Source organism: Micromonospora sp. DT201 (assembly GCF_049841575.1).
Classification (GTDB): domain Bacteria; phylum Actinomycetota; class Actinomycetes; order Mycobacteriales; family Micromonosporaceae; genus Micromonospora.
This window is the reverse complement of the sequence record NZ_JBNCKP010000021.1, coordinates 128,971-151,511: the sequence shown is the minus strand read 5'-3', so window position 1 is coordinate 151,511 and position 22,541 is coordinate 128,971. Positions and strand designations below refer to the sequence as shown.

Annotated in this window: 26 protein-coding genes; 8 read left to right on the top strand and 18 right to left on the bottom strand. The window is 71.1% G+C overall.

What is annotated here, in order from left to right:
* Positions 1-106: 106 nt before the first annotated feature.
* Positions 107-1,399 carry a tyrosine--tRNA ligase gene (gene tyrS / locus ACLQ28_RS28105; protein WP_425689269.1) on the bottom strand — a complete coding sequence of 431 codons (1,293 nt, stop codon included), beginning with the start codon at positions 1,397-1,399 and terminating at the stop codon, positions 107-109.
* Positions 1,400-1,507: 108 nt separating this feature from the next.
* Between tyrS and ACLQ28_RS28100 the strand changes: the two genes are divergently transcribed.
* A complete protein-coding gene (locus ACLQ28_RS28100) occupies positions 1,508-1,891 on the top strand; it encodes a PaaI family thioesterase (protein ID WP_425689268.1) in 384 nt (127 codons plus the stop codon).
* A gap of 21 nt (positions 1,892-1,912) precedes the next feature.
* On the opposite strand, the gene ACLQ28_RS28095 is transcribed toward ACLQ28_RS28100, so the two are convergent.
* The 5 genes from ACLQ28_RS28095 to ACLQ28_RS28075 form a co-directional block, all read right to left on the bottom strand.
* Entirely contained in the window at positions 1,913-3,244 is a 1,332-nt protein-coding gene (locus ACLQ28_RS28095) for a hemolysin family protein (protein WP_425689256.1), read from the bottom strand.
* A 229-nt stretch (positions 3,245-3,473) separates the two neighbouring features.
* Positions 3,474-4,115: a hypothetical protein gene (locus tag ACLQ28_RS28090; protein ID WP_425689255.1), complete on the bottom strand. Its 642-nt coding sequence runs from the start codon at positions 4,113-4,115 to the stop codon at positions 3,474-3,476.
* A gap of 9 nt (positions 4,116-4,124) precedes the next feature.
* Positions 4,125-4,625, bottom strand: coding sequence for a GNAT family N-acetyltransferase (locus ACLQ28_RS28085; RefSeq protein ID WP_425689254.1), 501 nt, complete (start codon positions 4,623-4,625; stop codon positions 4,125-4,127).
* Positions 4,626-4,663: 38 nt separating this feature from the next.
* Complete coding sequence (locus tag ACLQ28_RS28080; RefSeq protein WP_425689253.1) at positions 4,664-6,139, bottom strand: serine hydrolase domain-containing protein; 1,476 nt, start codon at positions 6,137-6,139, stop codon at positions 4,664-4,666.
* Between the two features lie 28 nt (positions 6,140-6,167).
* Positions 6,168-6,671, bottom strand: coding sequence for an ArsR/SmtB family transcription factor (locus ACLQ28_RS28075; RefSeq protein WP_425689252.1), 504 nt, complete (start codon positions 6,669-6,671; stop codon positions 6,168-6,170).
* A gap of 127 nt (positions 6,672-6,798) precedes the next feature.
* On the opposite strand from ACLQ28_RS28075, the gene ACLQ28_RS28070 reads away from it, so the two are divergent.
* Entirely contained in the window at positions 6,799-7,677 is an 879-nt protein-coding gene (locus ACLQ28_RS28070) for a universal stress protein (protein WP_425689251.1), read from the top strand.
* Here ACLQ28_RS28070 and ACLQ28_RS28065 read toward each other — a convergent pair.
* The 4 genes from ACLQ28_RS28065 to ACLQ28_RS28050 all read right to left on the bottom strand — a co-directional run bounded on the left by ACLQ28_RS28065 (position 7,670) and on the right by ACLQ28_RS28050 (position 11,096).
* On the bottom strand, positions 7,670-8,305 hold the full coding sequence (locus tag ACLQ28_RS28065) for an FMN reductase (protein WP_425689250.1): 636 nt from the start codon (positions 8,303-8,305) through the stop codon (positions 7,670-7,672). The two genes, ACLQ28_RS28070 and ACLQ28_RS28065, sit on opposite strands and share 8 nt — an antisense overlap.
* Positions 8,302-9,441 carry an LLM class flavin-dependent oxidoreductase gene (locus tag ACLQ28_RS28060; protein WP_425689249.1) on the bottom strand — a complete coding sequence of 380 codons (1,140 nt, stop codon included), beginning with the start codon at positions 9,439-9,441 and terminating at the stop codon, positions 8,302-8,304. Before ACLQ28_RS28060 ends, ACLQ28_RS28065 begins: the two co-directional genes overlap by 4 nt.
* Before the next feature lie 291 nt (positions 9,442-9,732).
* Positions 9,733-10,008: a ubiquitin-like small modifier protein 1 gene (locus tag ACLQ28_RS28055; protein WP_425689248.1), complete on the bottom strand. Its 276-nt coding sequence runs from the start codon at positions 10,006-10,008 to the stop codon at positions 9,733-9,735.
* A gap of 2 nt (positions 10,009-10,010) precedes the next feature.
* The gene (locus ACLQ28_RS28050; protein WP_425689247.1) at positions 10,011-11,096 is read right to left on the bottom strand and encodes a WD40/YVTN/BNR-like repeat-containing protein; all 1,086 of its coding nucleotides are present in this window, start codon (positions 11,094-11,096) and stop codon (positions 10,011-10,013) included.
* Positions 11,097-11,223: 127 nt separating this feature from the next.
* Between ACLQ28_RS28050 and ACLQ28_RS28045 the strand changes: the two genes are divergently transcribed.
* On the top strand, positions 11,224-12,105 hold the full coding sequence (locus ACLQ28_RS28045; RefSeq protein ID WP_425689246.1) for a fructosamine kinase family protein: 882 nt from the start codon (positions 11,224-11,226) through the stop codon (positions 12,103-12,105).
* A 42-nt stretch (positions 12,106-12,147) separates the two neighbouring features.
* Here ACLQ28_RS28045 and ACLQ28_RS28040 read toward each other — a convergent pair whose 3' ends face one another.
* Positions 12,148-13,068, bottom strand: a complete 921-nt coding sequence (locus tag ACLQ28_RS28040; RefSeq protein ID WP_425689245.1) for a LysR family transcriptional regulator — start codon at positions 13,066-13,068, stop codon at positions 12,148-12,150.
* A gap of 88 nt (positions 13,069-13,156) precedes the next feature.
* Here ACLQ28_RS28040 and ACLQ28_RS28035 point away from each other — a divergent pair, with 88 nt between their 5' ends.
* Together ACLQ28_RS28035 and ACLQ28_RS28030 are read left to right on the top strand one after the other, a co-directional pair.
* A complete protein-coding gene (locus ACLQ28_RS28035; protein ID WP_425689244.1) occupies positions 13,157-13,585 on the top strand; it encodes a nuclear transport factor 2 family protein in 429 nt (142 codons plus the stop codon).
* 66 nt (positions 13,586-13,651) lie between these two features.
* Positions 13,652-13,918: an NAD-dependent epimerase/dehydratase family protein gene (locus tag ACLQ28_RS28030; protein WP_425689243.1), complete on the top strand. Its 267-nt coding sequence runs from the start codon at positions 13,652-13,654 to the stop codon at positions 13,916-13,918.
* A 5-nt stretch (positions 13,919-13,923) separates the two neighbouring features.
* Here the strand turns inward: ACLQ28_RS28030 and ACLQ28_RS28025 are convergent, their stop codons facing one another.
* Positions 13,924-14,586, bottom strand: a complete 663-nt coding sequence (locus ACLQ28_RS28025) for a DNA-3-methyladenine glycosylase (protein WP_425689242.1) — start codon at positions 14,584-14,586, stop codon at positions 13,924-13,926.
* 176 nt (positions 14,587-14,762) lie between these two features.
* Here ACLQ28_RS28025 and ACLQ28_RS28020 point away from each other — a divergent pair, with 176 nt between their 5' ends.
* The 3 genes from ACLQ28_RS28020 (at position 14,763) to ACLQ28_RS28010 (ending at position 16,174) form a co-directional block, all read left to right on the top strand.
* On the top strand, positions 14,763-15,218 hold the full coding sequence (locus ACLQ28_RS28020; RefSeq protein WP_425689241.1) for a hypothetical protein: 456 nt from the start codon (positions 14,763-14,765) through the stop codon (positions 15,216-15,218).
* A gap of 86 nt (positions 15,219-15,304) precedes the next feature.
* Positions 15,305-15,730 carry a DNA-binding protein gene (locus ACLQ28_RS28015; protein ID WP_425689240.1) on the top strand — a complete coding sequence of 142 codons (426 nt, stop codon included), beginning with the start codon at positions 15,305-15,307 and terminating at the stop codon, positions 15,728-15,730.
* Positions 15,731-15,820: 90 nt separating this feature from the next.
* The gene (locus tag ACLQ28_RS28010; RefSeq protein ID WP_425689239.1) at positions 15,821-16,174 is read left to right on the top strand and encodes an MmcQ/YjbR family DNA-binding protein; all 354 of its coding nucleotides are present in this window, start codon (positions 15,821-15,823) and stop codon (positions 16,172-16,174) included.
* 43 nt (positions 16,175-16,217) lie between these two features.
* Here the strand turns inward: ACLQ28_RS28010 and argH are convergent, their stop codons facing one another.
* Genes argH through argB form a run of 6 tightly spaced genes read right to left on the bottom strand, consistent with a single transcriptional unit; the run spans position 16,218 to position 22,539 of the window.
* On the bottom strand, positions 16,218-17,681 hold the full coding sequence (argH, locus tag ACLQ28_RS28005; protein ID WP_425689238.1) for an argininosuccinate lyase: 1,464 nt from the start codon (positions 17,679-17,681) through the stop codon (positions 16,218-16,220).
* Positions 17,682-17,695: 14 nt separating this feature from the next.
* Positions 17,696-18,901, bottom strand: a complete 1,206-nt coding sequence (locus ACLQ28_RS28000) for an argininosuccinate synthase (protein WP_425689237.1) — start codon at positions 18,899-18,901, stop codon at positions 17,696-17,698.
* Positions 18,898-19,413 carry an arginine repressor gene (locus ACLQ28_RS27995; protein ID WP_425689236.1) on the bottom strand — a complete coding sequence of 172 codons (516 nt, stop codon included), beginning with the start codon at positions 19,411-19,413 and terminating at the stop codon, positions 18,898-18,900. Before ACLQ28_RS27995 ends, ACLQ28_RS28000 begins: the two co-directional genes overlap by 4 nt.
* Positions 19,410-20,408 (bottom strand): ornithine carbamoyltransferase, encoded by a 999-nt coding sequence (argF, locus tag ACLQ28_RS27990; protein ID WP_425689235.1) that lies wholly within the window; start codon positions 20,406-20,408, stop codon positions 19,410-19,412. Before argF ends, ACLQ28_RS27995 begins: the two co-directional genes overlap by 4 nt.
* Entirely contained in the window at positions 20,405-21,637 is a 1,233-nt protein-coding gene (locus ACLQ28_RS27985; RefSeq protein WP_425689234.1) for an acetylornithine transaminase, read from the bottom strand. The genes argF and ACLQ28_RS27985 overlap by 4 nt, the downstream gene beginning before the upstream one ends.
* On the bottom strand, positions 21,634-22,539 hold the full coding sequence (gene argB, locus ACLQ28_RS27980; RefSeq protein ID WP_425689233.1) for an acetylglutamate kinase: 906 nt from the start codon (positions 22,537-22,539) through the stop codon (positions 21,634-21,636). The genes ACLQ28_RS27985 and argB overlap by 4 nt, the downstream gene beginning before the upstream one ends.
* Positions 22,540-22,541: the final 2 nt, after the last annotated feature.

Sequence of the window (22,541 nt, the reverse complement as noted above, 5' to 3'; positions counted from 1 at the left end):
TTCGCCCGTTTCGTCCGTTCCGCGCTGACAGAGAGAAAGTTACGCGTCCAGCGGGATGATCGTCAAATCCGCCGGACGCGTCCCCGGTCACATCGTCGACAGGCGGCTATTCGCCCAGTTCAACGCCCGCGAACGAGCGTTTGCCACGGCGCAGCACCAGGTATCGCCCGTGCAGCAGATCGGCCGACGAGACCTCGGCGTCCACCTCGGTCACCCTGGTGTTGTTGACGTAGGCACCGCCCTCGGCGATCACCCGACGTGCCTCCTTGAGGCCACTCACGAGCCCGGAATCCCGCAGCAGACCCGCCACATCCGGCAATTCGCCGGAGAGGCGCACCAGCCCGGCTTCGGTCAACGCTGCCCGCAGTGTCTCCGGGGCCAGGTCGTCCAGCGATCCACGCCCGAAGAGCGCCTGACTGGCGGCGACCGCCTGCCGGGTCTCGTCGGGGCCGTGCACCAGAGTGGTCAGCTCCTCGGCGAGCGCCCGCTGCGCCAGGCGAGCCGCCGGCCGCTCGGCTGTCGCCTTCGCCAACTCCTCCAACTCGTCGCGCGTGCGGAAGCTGAAGAAGCGCAGGTAGCGGTCGACCTCCCGGTCGTCGACGTTGAGCCAGAACTGGTAGAACGCGTACGGGCTGGTCATAGTCGGGTCGAGCCAGACGGCGCCGCCCTCGGTCTTGCCGAACTTCGTACCGTCGGCCTTGGTGACCAGCGGCGTGGTGAACGCCTGCACCGGCCCCGCGCCACGTCGCCGTACGTAGTCGACGCCGGCGGTGATGTTGCCCCACTGGTCGGACCCGCCGAACTGGAGCTGGCACCCGTGGCGGCGGTGCAGCTCGAAGAAGTCGTTGGACTGCAACAGCTGGTAGCTGAACTCGGTGAAGCTGATGCCCGTCTCCAACCGCGCCCGCACCACCTCCCGCGCGAGCATCTTGTTGACGGGGAAGTGCTTGCCCACGTCGCGCAGGAACTCGACCGCCGACATCTCGCCGGTCCAGTCCAGGTTGTTGACCAGTTGCGCCGCGTTCTCACCGGTGTACGACACGAAGGGCGCGAGCTGGTCGCGGATCACCTCGACCCAGCCGGCGATCACCTCGGGCGGGTTGAGCGTCCGCTCGGCCGTCTCCTTCGGGTCGCCGATCTGCCCGGTCGCCCCGCCCACGAGCAGCAGCGGGCGGTGGCCAGCGAGTTGCAGCCGGCGGGCCATGGTGACCTGCATGAGGTGGCCGACGTGCAGGCTCGGCGCGGTGGGGTCGAAGCCCACGTAGTAGGTGGCGGCGCTCCCGCCGTCGAGCAGCTCGCGCAGCTCGTCGAGGCCGGTCGAGTCCTGAATCAGGCCACGCCAGAGCAGGTCATCGGTCAGGGAGTCCCGCCCAGGCTGCGGGAGGTTGCTGTCGGTCACGGTCACCGATTCTCCCCCATCGCCAGCACTGACCCGTACCGGGTTTCGGGCAACCCGCCCCGGTTAGGCTTGCGCCCCGTTGATCGAGGAGGGGTTTGCGCCGTGGAAATGCCGAACTTGACGGGTGGTTTCGTCGCCCTGCTCGGCCTGAAGTTCGAGGAGGCGACCCCCGAGCGGGTGGTCATCAGCTGGCAGGTCCGACCGGAGCTGCACCAGCCGTTCGGCATCCAGCACGGCGGGGTGTACTGCTCGGTCGTGGAGACCGCGGCGAGCGTGGGCGGCTCGCTCTGGCTCGCTGACCGGGGCACCGTGGTCGGGGTGTCGAACCAGACCGACTTCCTGCGCGCCGTCCGGGAGGGCGAGTTGACCGCGGTCGGCACGCCCGTACACCGGGGTCGTAGTCAGCAGCTCTGGCAGGTGGAGATCACCGATGCCGACGAGCGGCTGGTCGCCCGCGGCCAGGTCCGGCTGCAGAACCTTTCGCGCGCCTGAGCGGCGGCCTCATCGGCCGGGTCAGCTGCGGGCCTCGTCCAACACCGGCTCCGCCGCCTGGTCGGTGTCGGTGTCGGTGTCATCGGGTACGCGGCTGATTCGTACCTCGGTGATCGCCCGGTGGTCGATGCCGGCCACCACCAGCACCCAGCCGTCCAGCGTGACGTCCTCCCCGGCGACGGTGGGGATGTGCCCGAGGCGGGCCAGCACCAGCCCGGCGATGGTCGTGTAGTCACCGGCGGGGCGCGACGGCAGCTCGACGCCGATGTCGGGGAGGTCGTGCACCGGGAAGGTGCCGGGGAGCAGCAGCGCGCCGTCGGGGTCGCGGCGAACCGAGTTCACATCCCGGTCGGTCTCGTCGTAGATCTCTCCGACGATTTCCTCCAGGATGTCCTCCAGCGTCACGATGCCGTCGACGGCGCCGCGCTCGTCCACGACGAGGGCGATGTGCTGGCGCTCCGCCTTGAACTGACGCAGTGCGTCCACCACCGGCAGCGAGTCGGGCAACAGCATCGGGGGGCGGGCGATCTCGTCGACCGGGCGGTCGTCGGGCACCCCCACCAGGTCGCGCAGGTGGATCACGCCGGCCGTGTCGTCCAGGCCACCGTGACGCACCACCGGCGCCCGGGAGTGCCCGGTGGCGGCCAGCACGAGCCGCGCCGCCTCCGCGGTGGTCCCGCTGTCGAGCGTGAAGACCTGCAATCGGGGTACGAGGACAGCCCGCAACCGCCGGTCGGCGATCTCCACGGCGCCGGCGATGATGGTGCGCTGTTCTTTGGTGAAGCCGTGGTTCCCGGAGACGATGTCGCGCAGCTCGTCCGGGCCGATCTCCTCCGGCTGGTGCTTCGGGTTGAGCCCGACCAGGCGGACCACCAGGTCGCTGGTGGCACCGAGCGCCCAGACGGCCGGTCGGGTGAAGCTGGCGAGCAGGTCGAGTGGGCGGGCCACCAGCAGCGCCCACCGCTCGGCGGACTGCATGGCGATCCGCTTGGGTGCCAACTCGCCGAAGACCAGCGTGACGAAGGTGAGCGCGAGGGTCACCACCACGATCGCCACGGTCTCGGCAGCGCCGCCGAACACCCCGAGCAGCGGCACGAGGGGCTTGGCCAGCGAAACCGCCGCGGCGGCGGAGGCCAGGAAGCCGGCCAGGGTGATGCCGATCTGGATGGTGGCCAGGAAGCGGTTCGGGTCCTTGGCGAGGCGGGCCAGCACCCGCCCGGCCCGACTCGTGCGCTCCAACCGTTGGATCTGACTGTCCCGCAGTGACACCAACGCCATCTCGCTACCGGCGAAGAGCGCGTTGATCACGACCAGGATCCCGACCAGGGCCAGTTGGCTCCCGTAGCTCTGCACGCCCGGTTCGCTCCCTCTGCGGTGGTGGCACCGGCCGGTACGGCGGCGCCCGCCGGTCGGTGAACCCGCCCGGCGTAGGCGTGTCTTTGCCCCGTCCGGCGCCGGCCGAATCCTGCCCCGCGACGCCACGCCGGATCGGCGTCCCACGACGCCACGCCGCAATGGCGGCCGACGACGCTATGCCGCAACGGCGGCCGACGACGCTATGCCGCAACGGCGGCCGGCGACGCTACGCCGGATCGGCGGCCGGTGCTGTGGGCAGATCGAGGACGTACGAGTCGCCCTCCGGGCGGAAGCCGAGCCGGTGGTAGTACGGGGCGACCATCCGGGGTGGGCTGACCACCCGGTGGAAGCCCCGTTCGGTGAACAGGTGGCTGCGCCGGTAGACGAACTCGCCCGGGGTGAAGTCACGGAACTTCGGGGTCACGTAGTCCAGGTCGATCTGGGCGACTCCGCGCGCCTCGGCGTGCGACAGCACCACCCCGACCACCTCGTCGGCCGTGACCACCAGGAACGCGGAGCATCCCGCGACCTTCGGATCCCAGTGGAAGTCAGGGTTGAACCGGATGATGTCGGTGGCGTGCACCCGCAGCGTGTGCGCGAGGAACTGGTCGCCGACACCGACCTCCACCACCTGGTAGGTCTTCTCGTCGTGGCGGGTGGCGAGCATCCCGCGCAGGTACCAGACGTTGATCGCCGCGAGCACGACGTTGAGCCCGACCATGGGCCAGACCTCGATCGCGGCGTTGTAGCCGATCAGCACGACGCTGCCGACGAGGTTGAGCGCCCGCAGCCGCAGGACGCGCGACTGCAGCAGCGACCAGACCAGCACCGCGGAGCCGGCCCAGCCGACGAGATCCAACCAGTTCACTCCGCGAGACTAGTGCCCGCCCAGCTCAGGCCCATCGGCGGGCAGCTCCAGCAGCCATTCTTCGACGTCCTCGCCGCGGCCGTTGGCGTACCCCGAGTCTTCACCGATCACGACGAAGCCGCACTTGCGGAGCACCGCCAGGGAGGCGGCGTTGTCCTTGGCGGCGCGGGCGTGCACCGGCCGGGGCAGCTCGCGCAGCAGGGCGTCCAGGGCGGCGGTGGCGTGACCGCGGCCCCAACGGGCCGGGTCGATCCAGTAGCTGACCTCGGTCTGCTCGCCGACGGGGAAGGCGCTCACGTAGCCGACCACCTCGCCGTCGACCTCGATGGTGCGGACCCGGTTCGCCGGGTTGGTGAGCACCCGAGCCCAGTGCTTGGCGAACTCCCGACGGTCGGACGGGTCCTCGGCGACGAAGGCCGCCATCCGGTTGGCCTCCGGGTCCTGCTGGTGCAGGAAGAACTCCACGAGGTCGTCCTCCAGCACCGGGCGCAACCGCGGATCAGACGTCATCGGACGAGGGTACGCAACGGCGAGCCCGCGCCGCTCGCTCAGTCGCTCACGGCGGCGACCGCCAGCACGGCGGCGAGCAGGGAGCTGCCCACCGACAGCAGGCGGCGCCACGGCACCAGGGCGTCGACCACCGGCAGGGCAGACCACCGGGTCATGGCCAAAGCCGCCCCCGCCGCCGAAAGACCGGCCCCGAGCGGCCAGAGCCAGACCGGCACCACCGACCAGTCACCCATCCGGTGCGCCAACCCGAGATAGGCGAACGCCCACACCACCGCCGCCGCCAGGGTCACCCGATCCAGCTCGCGGCGGCGGGCGGTGCCGAGCAGGGACAGGCCGCCGAGGAAGGTGAACGCCACCGCGAGGCCGGCGCCGATCCAGACGGAGGTCGCCGCAGCCGCCTCCCCCGCCTCCTGCTCCGGCACACCGAGCAGTCGCAGCCCGATTGGCTCGACGCCCCTGTCGGTGTTGCCGAGCACGACCACCGCCCGGCCGGTGGCTCGCTCGAAACCGACGTAGGACCGGAAGCCGCCGGTCGCTCCGTTGTGCCAGACCACCTCGTGGTTACCGTGTCGAGTGGTGAACCAGCCGTATCCGATGCGGGTGTCCGCGTCCCTTGAGAAACGGGCGGTGGCGGCGTCGGCACCGGGCGCGGTGCCGGCGAGGGTCGCGGCGGCCAGCCGGCCCAGATCCTCCGCGGTGGACCAGGGGCCGACGCCGGCCGGGGCGTACCCCACTCCCGACCAGGTGTCGAGCGGCCGACCGGCGGCCCGGCCGCCCTCGGCGCGGCCGGTCGGCAGGTCGTCGGCGCGGGTGGCGATCACCGTGGCGTTCATGCCGAGCGGCTGGAGCAGCCGGGCCCGCAACAGATCGGCATACGCGACGCCGGCCTTCGCGGCGAGCGCGTGACCGAGCACGGACGGCCCGAGGTTGGAGTAGTGGACCTCGCCGCGCTTGTCGTCGTCGGGGGTGACCCGGTCGGCGGCGCTCCGGGTGGCGTCGGTGTCCTGCCCAGCGTACGGGTTGCCGCCGGAGAAGTTGGACCAGAGGATGCGAGCCCAGCCCAGGATGCCGCCCGGCGCGAGCCGGGGCAGGCCGGCGCGGTGGCTGGCCAACTCGGCGAGGGTGACGTCGTGCGCGGGACCAGTAACGGTGGGCCAGGTGGCAACGAGGGGATCGTCGGGGTGGACGACCCCGGCGGCGGCCTGGTCGGCGAGGAGCATTCCGGTGAGCACCTTGGTCACCGAGCCGATCTCGAACGAGGTGCCGGGCTCGACGGGCCGACCGGTCAGGTCCCGGTCGCCCAGACCGGCGGTGCGGATCCGGCCGTTCTCGACCAGTGCGACGGCTAGCCCGCGGTGCCCCGACGGATCGCGCACGGCGGCCCGTGCGGCGGCGACCAGGTCGGCGTCGCCGGTGGCGTGCGCGCTGAGGCGGGTCACCCGGGGCATCAGCGCGATCCCGGCGAGGCCGGCGGTCAGCGCGACGACGATGGTGGTCGCGGTCGTCCTGCGCATGCTGCTTCTCCCTGCTGCTCGTCGCGGGTCAACGGTCGGCGGCGGTGAGGATGGTGAGCAGCGGCACCACGCGTTCGGCGGGGACGGCCCACCGACCTCGGCCGACGCTGCGCAGCCAACCGGCGGCGGTGATCTGGCGCAGGTGATGGTGGAGCTGGCCGGTCGTGCCCAGCTCCTCGATCTCGGCCAGGTCACTGGTGCTCTGCCGACCGCCGAGGATCTCCCGGAGCAGCCGCAGCCGCACCGGGTGGGCCAACGCGGAGAGGGTGCTGGCCAGCTCGGTCCAGTCGGCGGCGAGCACGTCGTCGACGGTGCGGCCGTACTGCCAGTCGTAGTGCTGCCCGGCGACGCGGACGGCGCCGGTGTAGAGGACCGCGCCGGTGCCGTCGGGCGGCACTCGCTGCTTGAGGCCGTTGAGGGCCCAGAAGGTGTCCTCGGCGGTGGCCGGTGCCGTCGGTGCCGGTGTCAGCCGCTCGTTCAGGGCGGTGACCTGTGTTTCCAGGGCGGCCAGCCGCTCCTCCACTGTGCTCATACGTCGATACTACGCACTTACGTACTTGCGAACAAAATCTGTGCCCACCCGTCGGGCGATCCGAGCCGAGCCTGCCGCCACCAGGCAGCAAGATGGCTGAGGCAGCGGACCGGCGAAGGGAGTGCCGATGAATCGACCCGTCGTGGTGGGCGTGGACGGATCGCCGTCCAGCCTCGTCGCCGCGGAGCACGCGGCCAGCGCCGCCCTGCTCCGGTCCCGCCCGCTGCTCCTGGTGCACGGCTACCTGCATCCACTCGGCTACGGGGTGCCGCTCAACCCGTACGACATCGGGGTGCCGGTGCCCTCCGAGGAGGCGCAGAAGATGTTGGAACGCACAGCGGCCGACCTGGCCGACCGGTGGCCAGGCCTGGTTGTCGAGGTGCGCCAGGTCGCCGGCGGTCCCGGCATCACGATGGTCGAGGAGTCCCGCCGGGCGGAGTTGGTCGTGGTGGGCAGTCGAGGGCTGGGCGGGTTCGCCGGGCTGCTGCTCGGCTCGGTCAGCGCGCAGGTGGCCGCGCACGCGCACTGCCCGGTGCTGGTGGTCCGCCCGGATGAGCAGCCGACCCCGGTGCACGCGCCGGTGCTGGTCGGCGTTGACGGGTCCGAGTCGTCCCGGCTCGCCGTGGGCTACGGCGCCAACGAGGCAGCGCTACGGGATGTGCCGCTGGTGCTGGTGCACGTCAACCCGTCGGACGGGGAAGACCGGGCGGTGCCGGAGGAGGTCGAGTCACAGGCCGCGTACCAGGCCGAGGCGGTACGGCTGCTGGCCGACGCCTCCACGGCAGTTCGCGCCGCGCACCCCGGTCTGGTGGTGCGGGAGCATCCGGTCCGGGCGGCCGGCGCGGCCCAGGGGCTCATCGAGGCCAGCGGCACGGCGTCGCTGCTGGTCGTGGGCACCCGGGGCCGGGCCGGCTTCACCGGTCTGCTGCTCGGCTCGGTCAGCCAGGCGGCGATCGGGCACGCGCACTGCCCGGTGCTGGTCGCTCACCCGCACCCGGTCAGCTGACCGGGGCGTCTGACCCTCCGCCGAGCATCTGGAGGAAGTCGGTGGTGAGGGCGAACGGGTCGGCGGGGCCACTGGCCGGCGGCCGACGCTCGATCTGGTCGGCCAGCTCGCCGGCGCCGCGCAGGATCCGAGCACGCAACGCACCGTCGGCGGTGCCGTCCGCCCAGTCTTCCGGGGCGGCGAAGACCGCGGTCGGGACGACCACCGAACGCAGGTACGCGAACATCGGTCGGACCGCGTGTTCCAGGGCGAGGGAGTGTCGTGCGGTGCCGCCGGTGGCCCCGATCAGCACCGGCCGGTCGATCAACGACTCGGCATCCAACACGTCGAAGAAGGACTTGAACAGGCCGTTGTAGGAGGCGCTGAAGATCGGGGTGACGGCGATGATCCCGTCCGCCCCGGTCACCGCGTCGATGGCCTCGCGCAGCGCCGTCGGCGGAAACCCGGTGAGCATGTTGTTCACCACGTCGTGGGCGTACTCCCGCAGGTCGACGACGTGCAGCTCCACCTCGGAGCCGCGCCGGACCAGCTCGTCGCGGGTAGCCGCGGCGAGTTGGTCGGCGAGCAGCCGGGTCGACGAGGGCTGGCTCAGCCCCGCCGAGACCACAGCCAGGGTGCGGTGCGTCATCGTGTCACCTCCGGTGCCTTGCCCGTCACGTCGTCGACGGCGTGGACGGTGCTGTCCTTGGCGCCGCCGGCTGCGGCGACCATCGAGGCGTGGGTCGGCGCGTCCGGCACGTGCGCGGGACGCAGCGCGGCGAACTCCTTGCGCAGCACCGGCACGACCTCTTCGCCGAGCAGGTCGAGCTGCTCCAGCACGGTCTTCAGGGGTAGGCCCGCGTGGTCCATCAGGAACAGCTGGCGCTGGTAGTCGCCGACGTACTCGCGGAAGCCCAACGTGCGGTCGATGACCTGCTGCGGGCTGCCCACGGTCAGCGGCGTCTCCCGGGTGAACTCCTCCAGCGACGGCCCGTGCCCGTAGACCGGGGCGTTGTCGAAGTACGGCCGGAACTCCCGGACCGCGTCCTGCGAGTTGCGCCGCATGAACACCTGCCCGCCGAGGCCGACGATGGCCTGGTCGGCGGTGCCGTGGCCGTAGTGCGCGTACCGCTGGCGGTAGAGCTCGACCATCCGCTGGGTGTGCTCCTTGGGCCAGAAGATGTGGTTGGCGAAGAAGCCGTCACCGTAGTACGCGGCCTGCTCGGCGATCTCCGGGCTGCGGATCGAGCCGTGCCACACGAACGGGGGCACCCCGTCGAGGGGGCGTGGCGTCGAGGTGAACGACTGCAGCGGCGTGCGGTACTTGCCCTTCCAGTCGACCACGTCCTCGCGCCACAGCCGGTGCAGCAGGTCGTAGTTCTCGATCGCGAGGGGGATCCCGGCGCGGATGTCCTTGCCGAACCACGGGTAGACCGGGCCGGTGTTGCCGCGGCCCATCATCAGATCCACCCGGCCGTCGGAGAGGTGCTGAAGCATCGCGTAGTCCTCGGCGATCTTCACCGGGTCGTTTGTGGTGATCAGCGTGGTCGCGGTGGACAGCAGCAGCCGCTCGGTACGCGCCGCGATGTAGCCGAGCATGGTGGTCGGTGACGAGGGCACGAACGGCGGGTTGTGGTGCTCGCCGGCCGCGAAGACGTCCAGACCGACTTCTTCAGCCTTGAGCGCGATGGCGACCATCGCCTTGATCCGCTCATGCTCGGTCGGCTCCCGCCCGGTGGTCGGGTCAACCGTGACGTCGCCGACGGTGAAGACTCCGAACTGCATGACCAGCTCCTCGCTTGTCGAACCGGGTCGTGGTACCCGGACGCAGCTCACAACTTATTTGACGAGTCAACTATTCCGCCAGCGGCAGGCCTCGCAGTGGCGCCGGTCACTCCCAAAAACGGACGACTGGCCAGCAACCGACCCCATGAACTGCCGCGCATCGACCACCATCGTCGAGATCAACACCGTATCCGCGACATTGCGGTATCTGGATGCCGGGACACCGCCACATCGCCGACACAGATCACGCACGATGCCAGCCAGGACGAACGAGGGTGGTCTGCTGTCGGCTCAGCCTCCGGCCACTGAGGGGAGCACCTGCACCTCGGCACCGTCGCCGACCGGGGTGGCCAGACCGCCCGAGTGCCGGCAGTCCTCTCCGTCGACGAAGACGTTGACGTAACGGCGCAGCTCACCTCGCTCGTCACGGATCCGGCGGGCCAGCCGCGGATGCTCGGTGGCCACCTCGTCGAGGACCGCCCGCAGCGTCCCCGTGGCGGTGACGTTCAGCCGGCTCGCCCCGCCGGCCTCGCCACGCAGCGGGCCGGGCAACAACACGGTGACCACGGTCAGACCACCGCCGCGCGAACGCAGAGCACGTCGGGCAGGTGCGCGGCCACCAACGACCAGGAGTCACCCTCGTCGCGGCTGGCGTAGACCGAGCCAGAGCGGGTGCCGAAGTAGACCCCACCGGGGGTGGAGTCGTCGGCGCACATCGCGTCGCGCAGCACCGCCGGATAGAACGGCCCCTCGGGCAGCCCCACCGACAGCGGCTCCCACTTGCCGCCGGCGTCGGCGGAACGGAACACCCGGCAGCGGTGATCGGTCGGGAACCGCTCGCCGTCGGCCACCAACGGGAACGTCCACACCATGCCGCCCCGCCCCGGGTGCGCCACCACCGGGAAGCCGAAGTCGCTGGGCAGCCCGTCGGCGATCGAGGACCAGGTGCGGCCGTCGTCGTCGGAGCGATAGACGCCGTGGTGGTTCTGCGCATACAGCCGCTCGGGGTTGCCGGCGTCCCGGGCGACCTTGTGGACGCACTGGCCGAACTCCGGCCATTCGTCGGGCATGAAGTTGGCGCGGATGCCGGTGTTGCCCGGTGCCCAACTCGCCCCCGAGTCCTCCGAGCGGTAGACCCCGCCGGTGGACATCGCGACCAGCAGCCGGGCCGGGTCACGCGGGTGGGGCAGCACGGTGTGGATGGCCTGACCGCCGAAGCCGGCCTCCCACTGAGGGCGGTGCGGGTGATCCCAGAGGGAGCGGACCAGCTCGAAGCTGCGGCCGCCGTCGGTGGAGCGGAACAGCGCCGAGGGCTCGGTGCCGGCCCAGACCACGTCCGGCTCGTCGGGACCGCCCGGCATCAACTGCCAGACCCGCCCGAGGGAGACGCCGGTATCGGCCGGGAACGCGACAGGCGCCTGGTCGGGCTCGTCCCAGGAAGCGCCGAGGTCGTCGCTGGTGGCGACGCTGGGCCCGAAGTGTGAGCTGGTCATTCCGGCGAGCAGCCGCGGGGTGGCGCGACGGGTGTCGACCGCAACCGCGTAGACGCCGGTCATCGGGAAATGGGGGCCGGTGATCTCCCAGGTGCGCCGGTCATCGCCACTGGTAGCAAGGAACAATCCTTTCGCCGTGCCGATCGCGAGCAGCGTTGCCATAACGTCCTCCGAACCGTCCGTGAGCAGGTCCAGTGATTATGGACACACCCACCGACACAAGCGTGGGGTCGACCCTCGGCAGCCGCTACCTCTCCCTCTCCAACCCTCGAACTCCTAGGATCACGGGATGCGCTCGGCGACGTTCCTGATCGAGTGCCTGCTCCGGGCCGAAATGCGCGATGTCGTCACAGTGGAGCCGGCCACCGGCGGGGTCGCGGCGCTCGCGGGCATAGCCACCCGCCGGGACGCGCCGCCGGTGTTCGTCAAGGCCTTCGCCGACGCGCCGGCCGACGACGTCTTCGAGGCGGAGGCCGAAGGGCTGACCGCCCTGCGCGAGCTCGGCGGCGTGGGGACACCCGAGGTGATCCTGGCCGGCCGAGAGCTGCTCGTCCTGTCGGTGCTGTGCCCGAGGCCGCACAGCGAAACCTTCTGGGAACAGTTCGCGCACGCGCTCGCCCGCATGCACCTGACCACGACCCATCCCCGCTTCGGATGGCACCGCGACAACTGGCTGGGCCGCCGCCGCCAGATTAACGCGTTCGACGACAACGGCTTCGCCTTCTTCGCACAGCATCGGCTGCTTCGGTGGCTCGGGCAGCCCCGCGTCGACGCGGCACTCGATTCCGCGGACCGGGCGGCACTGGAGCGGCTGTGTCACCGCCTGCCCGACCTGCTGCCCGACCGGCCGGCATGCCTGACCCACGGCGACCTGTGGGCACAGAACATCCTGGCCACCCCGGACGGGCGGCCCGCGCTGATCGACCCGGCCGTGTCCTACCTGTGGGCCGAGGTCGACCTCGCCCACGTCTGGTCCACCTCGCCCCCGCCCGAAGCGCAACGGTTCTTCGAGGTCTACGCGGAGCTGACCTCGCTCGACAGCGACTGGCGGTCCCGCATGCCGATCATCCAGCTGCGACAACACCTCGCCGTGCTGGCCCAGTTCGACGACGACTGGGGCGCGGCGGACCAGATCCGTGCCACCCTCGCCCCGTTCCGGCCGCGCACCTGACCAGAGCCCCGACGGCCGACCACGGCTACCGCACAGGTGGTCTCATCCGGCAGCGGCGGTCGGCGTGTCCGGGGAGGCGCGGTGTTGGAGACAGGCTCGGACGAAATCGCCGATCACCTGGTTGTCGTCATCGGCGGGCACCCAGGCGACCCCGACCTGGCTGGGGCTGACACCCGTGACGGGCCGGTAGATGACCCCGGGACGCTGGTAGAAGCGGGCGGTGGCTTCCGGGGTGAGGCTGACGCCGTAACCGTTGGCGATGGCCGAGAGCCACTCATCCGGGTTGCGGGCGACCGCACCGATGCGGACCTCGTGACCATCTCGTTCGTCGGTGGCCAGCCAGTAGTCACGCCACCAGCCTGACTCTGGCGGTGTGGCGACGAAGGGCTCGTCCCACAACCGCTGGAACGGGATCTCGGCGAGTTCGGCGAGTGGGTGCGCGCTGGGTAGGGCGACCCAACGCGGCTCGGTGAGCACGATCTCCACCCGCAGCCGGTACTGTCCGGAAAGCGGCAGTCGCAGCAGCGCGACGTCCACCAGCCCGTCGGCCAACCCGGCGGTGGGATCGGACCAGTCGGTCTGGCGCATGTCCACTCGCCAGCCCGGACGGCGGCGTGCGAACTCTCCCACGATCGCCTGCGTGCTCTCGTTGGCGGCGCTGGCGACGAACCCGACGCGCAGCACGTGAGCGGCCCGGCTGGACGCGCTGCGTGTGTCGCGCAGCGCCACCTCCCATGCCTGCAGCACCGCCGGTGCCCGTTCGGCCAGGCTGCGCCCGGCCTCGGTAAGCGTCATGCCAGCCCGGGATCGGGTGAACAACTCGACGCCGAGTTGGGCCTCCAACTGCTTGACCTGCTTGGTCAGCGCCGGTTGGGACACGAACAGCCGCCCTGCCGCCCGGGTGAGGTGACCTTCCTCTGCGACGACGGTGAAGTAGCGCAGCAACCGCGTGTCGACGTCCATGCCATCAGGTTATGGATGCAGGTATTGGACGGTCGTGGCCGGGGGGACCAGGATTGATCTCGCAAACAACGACGTGAGAGCGGGAACCATGAGCGACAAGACCTCAAAGATCGACACCATCAACAAGTTCTTCGCGGCCTACGCGACCTACGACATCCCGGCCATGCGAGCCGTGCTGACCGATGACGTCGAGTGGACCATCCCCGGCCATCATCCGCTGTCCGGCACCAAGCGGGGCGTGGAGGAGGTCGCAGCCTTCTTCACCGAGTTGGGCAAGGCCGGATTCCAGGCCGAACCGTTGTTCCTGGAAGCCAACGAGGGGTACGTGGTCGACATCCACCGCGGCTGGACCACCGAGGGTGTCGGCAAGGTCGACACCCTGTGGGCGCTGGTGTGGCACTTCACCGCCGAAGGCAAGATCGACCGGGTGGTCAACCTCTCCGCCGACCAGCACCAGATGGACAACTACGTGTGGAACAACTACGCGTTCGCCCCACTGCCCGACCGGCTGGCGTGAGGCGGTCGGCCGTCGGCCTCGAACGACCCGTCACACCAGGAGCCCCGGCTCAGAAGGAGGACCACGATGAGGATCATCGTCGTGGGCGGCGCCGGCACCATCGGACGACGACTGGTGCCCGCACTGCGATCCCACGGTCACGACGTCGTCGGGCAGAAAATGCGGACCAATGTCGTCAGTCCCACGATGCTCCGCCGCCGAGGCTACCGGCACAGTGGTGACCAAGACCACCGACGGCAATGCCCTACAACTCCGGCGAGGTCGTCGCGAATCTGCGACCCGCCCAGCCAGGCAGGGTTGACGTCGGCGGAGTTCCTGCACCTGATCGAGTAACCAGGCTAATCCTCGGCCTTCCTCGCGGCCCGCCGTCGGGGCACGTGCCGCCGGTAACTGCTGACGGTGACATCGCCGGTGATCCAAAAACGCCACGGAACGTCCTGCGCCGCAGCCACCCCGACCCGTGGGCCGGCAGAGATGGCCGACCTCGCAAGCGGACGCGTCGGCGGTGCCAGGAAAATTGGACCGTTGCCGTCGATCATGGACGTGCCCTTGGCTTCCGCGTCGATCCCGAGCGCGACCGCCAGTCGAGCGGGCCCGCGGGCCAGGTCACGGTCGGGCACCTCCACGCCCCTGCGCTTTCGGGCGATGTCGACGCCATCGACGACCTCACCCGCTCGCAGCAGCACTGCGGCGGCTTCCCCCTCCGCCCCGGTAACCACGTTCATGCACCAGTGCATCCCGTAGGTGAAGTAGACGTAGACCTGCCCGGCGGGCCCGAACATCACCGCGTTGCGCGGAGTGCGCCCGCGATGAGCGTGCGAGGCAGGGTCACCGGCCGTGCCGGCGTACGCCTCGACCTCGGTGATCCGAACGGTGACACCGCCGGCGTGCAGTTGGCAGCCCAGCAGCCCGCGCGCGGCCGGCAGCAGCGGGCCGGCGAGCAGGTCAGCCAACGCCGCCAGGTCGGCGTCGGCGGAGCGGTCACCGGGCAACAGGTCCATGACCCGAAGGGTACCCAGCCCTCCGCCTGACCATCCCGCCACCGGATCCGGCTGGGCACCCGGAAGCCCTCCGGTGTTCATCCGCTCGTCATCCATGCGCGGAAACCCGCCGCGCGACCGGCGGGTGTAACGAGTGTCGTCGCAGGGCGCGACGGCGCATCCGGAGGGGAACCACCATGAACGTACGCAGAATCCGTCGACCTCTCGTCGCCATCGTCCTGGCTGCGGCAGGCGCCACGCTTGCTCTCGCCCCGTCGGCCAGTGCCAGCGCCCCGCTGCGGGCGGGTGCGGCGGTCGACGGTGCCCCGCTGACCGCGGTCGTGCTCGGCGGCACCGGCAAGATCGACGCCAGCGGCGCGGCGGTCTTCGTCCCGGTCAGCCTGACCTGCTCGCAGCGCACCTCGGTCGACCTGACCGTCAAGGTCGCCCAGGCGATCGGGGACACGATGCGGACCGGTACGACCACTCGGAAGGTGGTCTGCGACGCGACCACGCAGAAGGTCCGGATCGCGGTGACCGCGACGGAGCGCCCGTTCGCCCCCGGCGTGGCGTTCGGCGTGGTGACCGGCAACTCCTGCGACGCGTTGTGCAACTCCCTCACCGACGAGCACCGCTTCGAGCTGTCGCTCTGAGCCATGGCGGGGCGGCGCGGCAAGACCGCGCCGCCCCGCTTCAACATTTTGTTGACAATCGTTCGTTGACGGGTTGGGATCGGGGTATGACGACGGACGACCTGTTCACGGCGCCAGACGCGTCCCGCGCCCGCGCCCACCGCACCTACGAGGCACTGCAACGCATCAGCGAGCGGCACGCCGGCACCGACACCCAGCGCGGGCGCTGGGCCCACCCGTATGTGCTGGACCCGTGGGAGGCGGTCGCCCTGGTCACCGCGCTGGCCGCCGGCGGAGCCGAGCGGGAGCCGACGGAGGAACCGATCGACGCCGCCGACCTCACCGCCGCGCTGACCCTGCTGCCACACGTCCGCGCCGAGCTGGACGCCCTGGAGGCCGGGCTGTTGACGCTGGCCCGCGACCGTGGACTGACCTGGCAGGCCATCGCGTACGGGTTGGGCCTGGGCAGCGCGCAGGCGGCTCGCCAGCGCTACGAGCGGGTCGCCGCCCGCTCGGCCGAACGGACCGGCTGACCGCCGGCCGCGACCAGACGCGTGGATCGGCACGCCGCGTGCCTACCGGTCGCCGGGCGGGCAGACTGTGCCCACGACGAGGAGGCACCCATGGAGCGCGCGGAGATGCTGGCGTACTGCCTTGCCAAGCCGGGAGCGTGGCTGGACCGGCCGTGGGAGGGCGACGAGGTGGTGAAGGTGGGCAGCCGGATCTTCGCGTTCCTCGGCAGCGGCGAGGGCAGGCCGACGGTCGGCGTCAAGTGCGGACCGACCCGCGAAGTGGCCGACGAGTGGCTGCACCGGCACCCCGACGACGCCCAGGTGATGGCCTACATCGGCCGGTCCGGGTGGAACACGCTGCGCCTGGACGGCGGCATCGACGACGAGGAGCTGACCGAGGCGGTCGACGCGTCGTACGACATGGTGGTGGCCAAGCTCCCGAAGCGGGAGCGCCCGACGGCCTGAACCGGCCGTGGCGCCGGCGGCATGCGCCGGCGCCACGGTGCGATCAGCGCGGGACGACCTGTTCGGTGGCCCAGTCCCGCCAGCCGGCCAGCCGGTCCGCCGCGTCGGCGAGCTGGTCGGCGACCGGGCCGGGGCCGGTCGAGCCGGGGGTGATCCGAGCCGCGAGGGCCGAACGGACCGAGAGCACGTCACGAACCGACGGGTCGAGGTGCCCGCTGATCGCAGCCAGGTCGTCGTCGGAGACGTCCTCCAGCTCGCATTCCCGAGCGGCGCAGAGAGCCACCAGCCGGCCGGTGATCTCGTGCGCGTCACGGAACGGCACGTTGCGCCGGACCAGCCAGTCGGCGACCTCGGTGGCGAGGGAGAAACCCACCGGCGCGGCGGCGACGAGACGATCCACCCGGACCGTCATCGTGGAGATCATTCCCGCCAGGGCCGGGAGCAGCAGCTCCAAGGTGTCGACCGCGTCGAAGGCCGGCTCCTTGTCCTCCTGCATGTCCCGGTCGTAGGTCATCGGCAGGCCCTTGAGCATGGTGAGCACGGTCACCAGGCCGCCGATCAACCGGCCGGACTTACCACGGGCCAGCTCGGCGATGTCCGCGTTCTTCTTCTGCGGCATGATCGACGACCCGGTCGCGAACGAGTCGTCCAGCTCCACCCAGCCGAACTCGTGCGAGGTCCAGAGCACGACCTCCTCGCCGAGCCGGGAGAGGTGCACCCCGATCATGGCGGTGGTGAAGAGGAACTCGGTGACGAAGTCCCGGTCGGCGACGGCGTCCATCGAGTTGGCGAACGACGTCCGGAAGCCCAGCTCCTTGGCCACGGCCACCGGATCCAGGGGAAGCCCGGAACCAGCGAGGGCGCCCGCGCCGAGTGGGCTGATCGCCGCCCGGTGGTCCCAGTCGCGCAGCCGCTCCAGGTCCCGCAGCAGTGGCTGGACGTGGGCGAGCAACCAGTGCCCGAACGTCACCGGCTGGGCGTGCTGGAGATGCGTCATGCCGGGCGCGGCCGTGTCGACGTGCCGCTCGGCCTGCTCCACCAGCGCCTCGGCCAGCTCGACGAGGCGGCTGGCCACGCCCCGGGCGTGGTCGCGCAGGTAGAGCCGCAGGTCCGTGGCGACCTGGTCGTTGCGGGACCGGCCGGCACGCAGCTTGCCACCGAGGCTGCCGAGGCGCTCCAGCAGACCGCGCTCGAGCGCGGTGTGCACGTCCTCGTCGTCGATGGTGGGGCGGAACGCGCCGGAGGCACAGGCGGCCTCCAGGTCGTCCAGGGCGGCCAGGATTCGACCCAGTTCCTCGGGGTCGAGCAGGCCAGCACCGGCGAGGACCCGGGCATGCGCCCGGGAGCCGGCGATGTCGTACGGGGCCAGGCGCCAATCGAATTGCACGCTCACCGACAGGCGCGCGAGCGCCTCGGCGGGGCCTCCGGCGAACCGGCCACCCCACAGGCTCGTCCGGTTGGTGGCTGCGCTGTTCTCGGTCAGGCTCTTGTCGTCCACGCTACCCATTGTGGTTCCCACGATCAGGCACCGCCGACCCGGGCGTCCCGCGCGGCGGCCATCCGACTCGGAAGCCCCCACAACTGGACGAAACCCTTCGCCAAAGACTGATCGAAGGTGTCGCCGGTGTCGTAGGTCGCCATCCCGAAGTCGTAGAGGCTCGCCTCGGAGCGGCGACCGGTGACGGTGGCCCGACCACCGTGCAGAGTCATCCGCACCTCGCCGCTCACGTGCCGCTGCGCGTCGTCGATGAACGCGTCCAGCGAGTCCTTCAACGGCGAGAACCACAGGCCGTCGTAGACGAGCTCGCCCCAACGCTGATCGACGCTCTTCTTGAACCGGGCCAGGTCCCGCTCCACGGTCACCGCCTCCAACTCCTGGTGGGCGGTGATCAGCGCGATCGCGCCGGGAGCCTCGTACACCTCGCGGCTCTTGATGCCGACGAGGCGATCCTCGACCATGTCGAGCCGGCCCACGCCCTGGGCGCCGGCGCGCCGGTTCAGCTCCAGGATCGCCTGATACGGGGTGACCGTCTCACCGTCGACCGCCACCGGCACGCCGCGATCGAAGGTGATCACGATCTCGTCGGGGTCGCGTTCCTGCGCCGGGTCGATCGTGTACGAGTAGAGGTCCTCGATGGGGGCGTTCCAGATGTCCTCCAGGAAGCCGGTCTCCACCGCGCGGCCCCACAGGTTCTGGTCGATCGAGTACGGAGACTTCGCCGACACGTCGATCGGCAGTCCCTTCTCCTCGGCGAAGGCGATCGCCTTGTCCCGCGACCAGGCGAAGTCCCGCGCCGGCGCGATGATCTTCAGGTCGGGGGCGAGCGCGTTCAGACCCACCTCGAACCGAACCTGGTCGTTGCCCTTGCCGGTGCAGCCGTGCGACACGATCGTGCCGCCGTGCCTGCGCGCCGCGGCCACCAGGTGCTTCACGATCAGCGGCCGAGACAGCGCCGACACCAGCGGGTAACGGTCCATGTAGAGGGCGTTGGCCCGGATGGCCGGCAGGCAGTAGTCGGCGGCGAACTCGTCGCGCGCGTCGATGACCTCGGACTCGGCGGCGCCACAGTCCAGGGCACGCTGCCGGATCGCGTCGAGGTCCTCGCCGCCCTGCCCGACGTCGACCGCGACGGCGATCACCTCGGCGCCGGTCTGCTCGGCCAGGTACGGAATGGCGACGGAGGTGTCCAACCCTCCGGAGTACGCAAGCACGACCCGCTCGGTCATGATGTCGTGTTCCCTTCGACAATGTCTTCCCGGCGGGCCCAGCCAGCGAGCTTCTCACCGAGTGCCGCCCCGCCGACGGCCTCGCGGGCCACGACGAGGATGGTGTCGTCGCCGGCGATGGTGCCGACGATCTCGGGGAGGCCCGCCCGGTCCAACGCGCTGGCAAGGTATTGGGCTGCGCCCGGCGGTGTACGCAGCACGGCGATGTTGCCGCTGGAGTCGACCCCGTTGAGCAGTTCGCGCAGCAGCCGTACCAGCCGGGCCGGCGCGGCCTCGGCATCGCGCAGCGGGCGTTGGCCGTCCTCGGGGATCAGGTAGACGGCCGGGCCGTCGCCGCCGCGTACCTTGACCGCACCCAACTCCTCCAGGTCCCGCGAGAGGGTGGCCTGGGTGACACCGGCACCATCGGAGGCGAGCAGGTCAGCCAGCTCGGTCTGCGACCGGATCGCCCTGTCGCGGATCAGCTCCACGATCCGGGCGTGCCGGGCCGCGCGGGTCAGCGGCGCGGTCATCGGAGCTCCCCGGTCGCGGTGGTCCCTGTCGCGGTGGCTTCGGCCGCCGTGGCTTCGGCCCCGGTGTCGCCGGTGGCGGCTCCGAGCAGGAAGGTCAGCAGCGCCTTCTGAGCGTGCAGCCGGTTCTCCGCCTGGTCGAAGACCGCGCTCTGCGGGCCGTCGAGCACCTCGCCGGTGATCTCCTCGCCACGGTGTGCGGGCAGACAGTGCAGCACGATCGCGTCCGGCGCGGCCTGGCCGAGCAACTCCTTGTTGACCTGGTACGGAAGGAACGGGGTGATCCGGTCCAGCCCGTCGGCCTCCTGACCCATCGACGTCCAGGTGTCGGTGGCCAGCACGTCCGCGTCGCGTACCGCCTGGGCCGGGTCGGTCAGCACCCGTACCGACCCTCCGGTGCCGGCGGCGATCTGGGCCGCCCGCTCCACCACAGCCGGGTCGGGCGCGAACCCGGCCGGCCCGGCGACCCGCACGTGCATCCCAGCCATCGCCCCGGCCAACAGGTACGACTGCGCCATGTTGTTCGCGCCGTCCCCCACGTACGCCAGGGTGCGGCCGGCCGTGCCGCCGAACCGCTCGCGCACGGTGAGCAGGTCGGCCAGCAACTGGCACGGGTGGAAACCGTCCGTGAGCGCGTTGATCACGGGCACGGTGGCGCCGCTGGCCACCTCGGCGATCCGGTCGTCGCCGTGGGTCCGTAGCACGATGGCCGCGACGTAGCGCGACAGCACGCGCCCCGCGTCCGCGAGGGACTCACCGCGACCGAAGTGGGTGACCTGCGTGTCCACGACCAGGGGGTGCCCGCCCAGCTCGGCGATCCCGGCGTCGAACGAGATCCTGGTCCGCAGGCTCTGCTTGTCGAAGAGCACTGCCACCGAGCGGGGGCCGACCAGTGGCCGGTGGCCGAACCGGTCCGCCTTCATCCGCGCCGCCAGGTCGAGGACCGTGGACTGCTCGGCCGGCGAGAGGTCGTCGTCGCGCAGGAAGTGCCGGGTCATGCGGTCGTCCCCGTCGTGGTGGTGGTGGTCGTGGGTGACGTGAGCTGTGCACCAGCCGCAGCCGGGGAGGTCGCGTCCAGCGCAGCGGGTAGCGCGGCGACGAAGGCGTCCGCCTGGGCCGCGGTGAGAATCAGTGGCGGGGCCAGCCGCAGCGCGCCCGGCTGCACCGCGTTGACTAGGAAGCCGGCCTCCCGCAGCGCCTCGGCGAGCACCGGCGCCACCGGCGCGGTGAGCGTCACGCCGAGCAGCAGCCCGGCGCCGCGCACGCCGTCGATCAGCGGGTGACCCAGCGCCTCGATGCCCCGGCGCAACCGCTCGCCGATCCGCTTGACGTGGTCGAGCAGCCCCTCGTTGGCGATGGTCGCCACCACGGCGAGCGCAGCCGCGCAGCTGACCGGGTTGCCGCCGAAGGTGGTGCCGTGCGAGCCGGGGGTGAGCAGGTCGGCGGCCCGGCCGAAGGCCAGCGTGGCCCCGATGGGCAGCCCGCCGCCCAGCCCCTTGGCCAGGGTGACCACGTCCGGCTCCACGCCGTCGGCCTGGTGCGCGAACCAGTGCCCGGTGCGCCCGATGCCGGTCTGCACCTCGTCGAGGACCAGCAGTGCCCCGTGCCGGGCGGTGATCCGCCGCGCTGCGGCGAGGTAGCCGGCCGGCGGGACGACCACGCCGTTCTCGCCCTGGATCGGCTCCAGGATCACCATGGCGGTGGCGTCACTGACGGCCGCCTCGAGGGCGGCCACGTCACCGAAGTCGATGTGGGTCACCTCGCCCGGCAGCGGCCGGAACGGGTCGGCCTTGGCCGGCTGGCCGGTCAGCGCGAGAGCACCCATGGTGCGGCCGTGGAAGCCGCCCCTGGTGGAGACCACATGGGTGCGCCCGGTCTGCCGCGACAACTTGAACGCCGCCTCGTTCGCCTCCGCGCCCGAGTTGGACAGGAAGACCCGGCCGGGCCGGCCGGCGAGCGCCAGCAACAGCTCGGCCAGGGCGACCGGCGGCTCCGCGGCGTAGAAGTTGGAGACGTGCCCGAGGGTCGCGACCTGCTTCGACACCGCGGCCACCACGGCCGGGTGGGCGTGGCCGAGGGCGTTCACCGCGATGCCACCGAGCAGGTCGAGGTATTCGCGGCCGGCGTCGTCGACCACGACGGCACCGGAACCGGAGACCAGCGCCAACTGCGGTGTGGAGTAGTTGCCCATCATGGACTGCGTCCAGCGCTGCACCAACGTGCTCATGACACGACCGTCCCGTCTCCTGGCACCACCATCGTCCCGAACCCTTCCGAAGTGAACACCTCTAACAACGTGGAGTGCGCCACCCGACCGTCGACGACGTGCGCGGCGGGCACTCCCCCACGCACCGCCCGCAGGCAGGCCTCCATCTTTGGCACCATGCCCGACTCCAGGCCGGGCAGCAGCTTGGCCAGGTCGTCCGCGGTGATCTCGGAGACCAGGCTCGAGGTGTCCGGCCAGTCCGCGTACAGGCCGGCCACATCGGTGAGCACGACCAGCTTGCGGGCCTGCAACGCGATGGCCAGCGCGGCGGCGGCGGTGTCCGCGTTGAGGTTGTGCAGCACCCCGTCCACGTCCGGTGCCACCGTGGAGATCACCGGGATCCGACCGGCATCGATCAGGTCGGTCACCGCGGACACGTCGACCGACTCGACGTCCCCCACCTGGCCGACATCGACCGGCAGCCCATCCACGTACGCCGGGCGACGCACCGCGGTGAACAGCCCGGCGTCCTCACCGGAAAGGCCCACCGCGAACGGGCCATGCGAATTGATCAGCCCGACCAACTCGCGGCCCACCTGCCCGACCAGCACCATCCGCACCACGTCCATCGCCTCGGCGGTGGTCACCCGCAGACCACCCCGGAACTCGCTGGCGATGCCGAGCCGGCCCAGCATGGCGGAAATCTGCGGACCTCCGCCGTGCACCACCACGGGCTTGAGCCCGGCATAGCGCAGGAAGACCATGTCGGCGGCGAACGTGCGCTGCAACTCGGGATCGGTCATGGCGTTGCCGCCGTACTTGACCACGACCGTGGAGCCGGAGAAACGCGCCAGCCACGGCAGCGCCTCGATCAGCGTCTCCGCCTTGACCTGAGCGCGGGTGAGGTCCTTGCTGAGACTCACCG

Excerpts from the sequence above, each read along its gene's own strand:
- ACLQ28_RS28100 (WP_425689268.1), top strand. The coding sequence starts at position 1,508 with ATGCCGAACTTGACGGGTGGTTTCGTCGCCCTGCTCGGCCTGAAGTTC.
- ACLQ28_RS28085 (WP_425689254.1), bottom strand. The coding sequence starts at position 4,625 with ATGACGTCTGATCCGCGGTTGCGCCCGGTGCTGGAGGACGACCTCGTG.
- ACLQ28_RS28080 (WP_425689253.1), bottom strand. The coding sequence starts at position 6,139 with ATGCGCAGGACGACCGCGACCACCATCGTCGTCGCGCTGACCGCCGGC.
- ACLQ28_RS28075 (WP_425689252.1), bottom strand. The coding sequence starts at position 6,671 with ATGAGCACAGTGGAGGAGCGGCTGGCCGCCCTGGAAACACAGGTCACC.
- ACLQ28_RS28070 (WP_425689251.1), top strand. The coding sequence starts at position 6,799 with ATGAATCGACCCGTCGTGGTGGGCGTGGACGGATCGCCGTCCAGCCTC.
- ACLQ28_RS28065 (WP_425689250.1), bottom strand. The coding sequence starts at position 8,305 with ATGACGCACCGCACCCTGGCTGTGGTCTCGGCGGGGCTGAGCCAGCCC.
- ACLQ28_RS28060 (WP_425689249.1), bottom strand. The coding sequence starts at position 9,441 with ATGCAGTTCGGAGTCTTCACCGTCGGCGACGTCACGGTTGACCCGACC.
- ACLQ28_RS28050 (WP_425689247.1), bottom strand. The coding sequence starts at position 11,096 with ATGGCAACGCTGCTCGCGATCGGCACGGCGAAAGGATTGTTCCTTGCT.
- ACLQ28_RS28045 (WP_425689246.1), top strand. The coding sequence starts at position 11,224 with ATGCGCTCGGCGACGTTCCTGATCGAGTGCCTGCTCCGGGCCGAAATG.
- ACLQ28_RS28040 (WP_425689245.1), bottom strand. The coding sequence starts at position 13,068 with ATGGACGTCGACACGCGGTTGCTGCGCTACTTCACCGTCGTCGCAGAG.
- ACLQ28_RS28035 (WP_425689244.1), top strand. The coding sequence starts at position 13,157 with ATGAGCGACAAGACCTCAAAGATCGACACCATCAACAAGTTCTTCGCG.
- ACLQ28_RS28030 (WP_425689243.1), top strand. The coding sequence starts at position 13,652 with ATGAGGATCATCGTCGTGGGCGGCGCCGGCACCATCGGACGACGACTG.
- ACLQ28_RS28025 (WP_425689242.1), bottom strand. The coding sequence starts at position 14,586 with ATGGACCTGTTGCCCGGTGACCGCTCCGCCGACGCCGACCTGGCGGCG.
- ACLQ28_RS28020 (WP_425689241.1), top strand. The coding sequence starts at position 14,763 with ATGAACGTACGCAGAATCCGTCGACCTCTCGTCGCCATCGTCCTGGCT.
- ACLQ28_RS28015 (WP_425689240.1), top strand. The coding sequence starts at position 15,305 with ATGACGACGGACGACCTGTTCACGGCGCCAGACGCGTCCCGCGCCCGC.
- ACLQ28_RS28010 (WP_425689239.1), top strand. The coding sequence starts at position 15,821 with ATGGAGCGCGCGGAGATGCTGGCGTACTGCCTTGCCAAGCCGGGAGCG.
- argH (WP_425689238.1), bottom strand. The coding sequence starts at position 17,681 with ATGGGTAGCGTGGACGACAAGAGCCTGACCGAGAACAGCGCAGCCACC.
- ACLQ28_RS28000 (WP_425689237.1), bottom strand. The coding sequence starts at position 18,901 with ATGACCGAGCGGGTCGTGCTTGCGTACTCCGGAGGGTTGGACACCTCC.
- ACLQ28_RS27995 (WP_425689236.1), bottom strand. The coding sequence starts at position 19,413 with ATGACCGCGCCGCTGACCCGCGCGGCCCGGCACGCCCGGATCGTGGAG.
- argF (WP_425689235.1), bottom strand. The coding sequence starts at position 20,408 with ATGACCCGGCACTTCCTGCGCGACGACGACCTCTCGCCGGCCGAGCAG.
- ACLQ28_RS27985 (WP_425689234.1), bottom strand. The coding sequence starts at position 21,637 with ATGAGCACGTTGGTGCAGCGCTGGACGCAGTCCATGATGGGCAACTAC.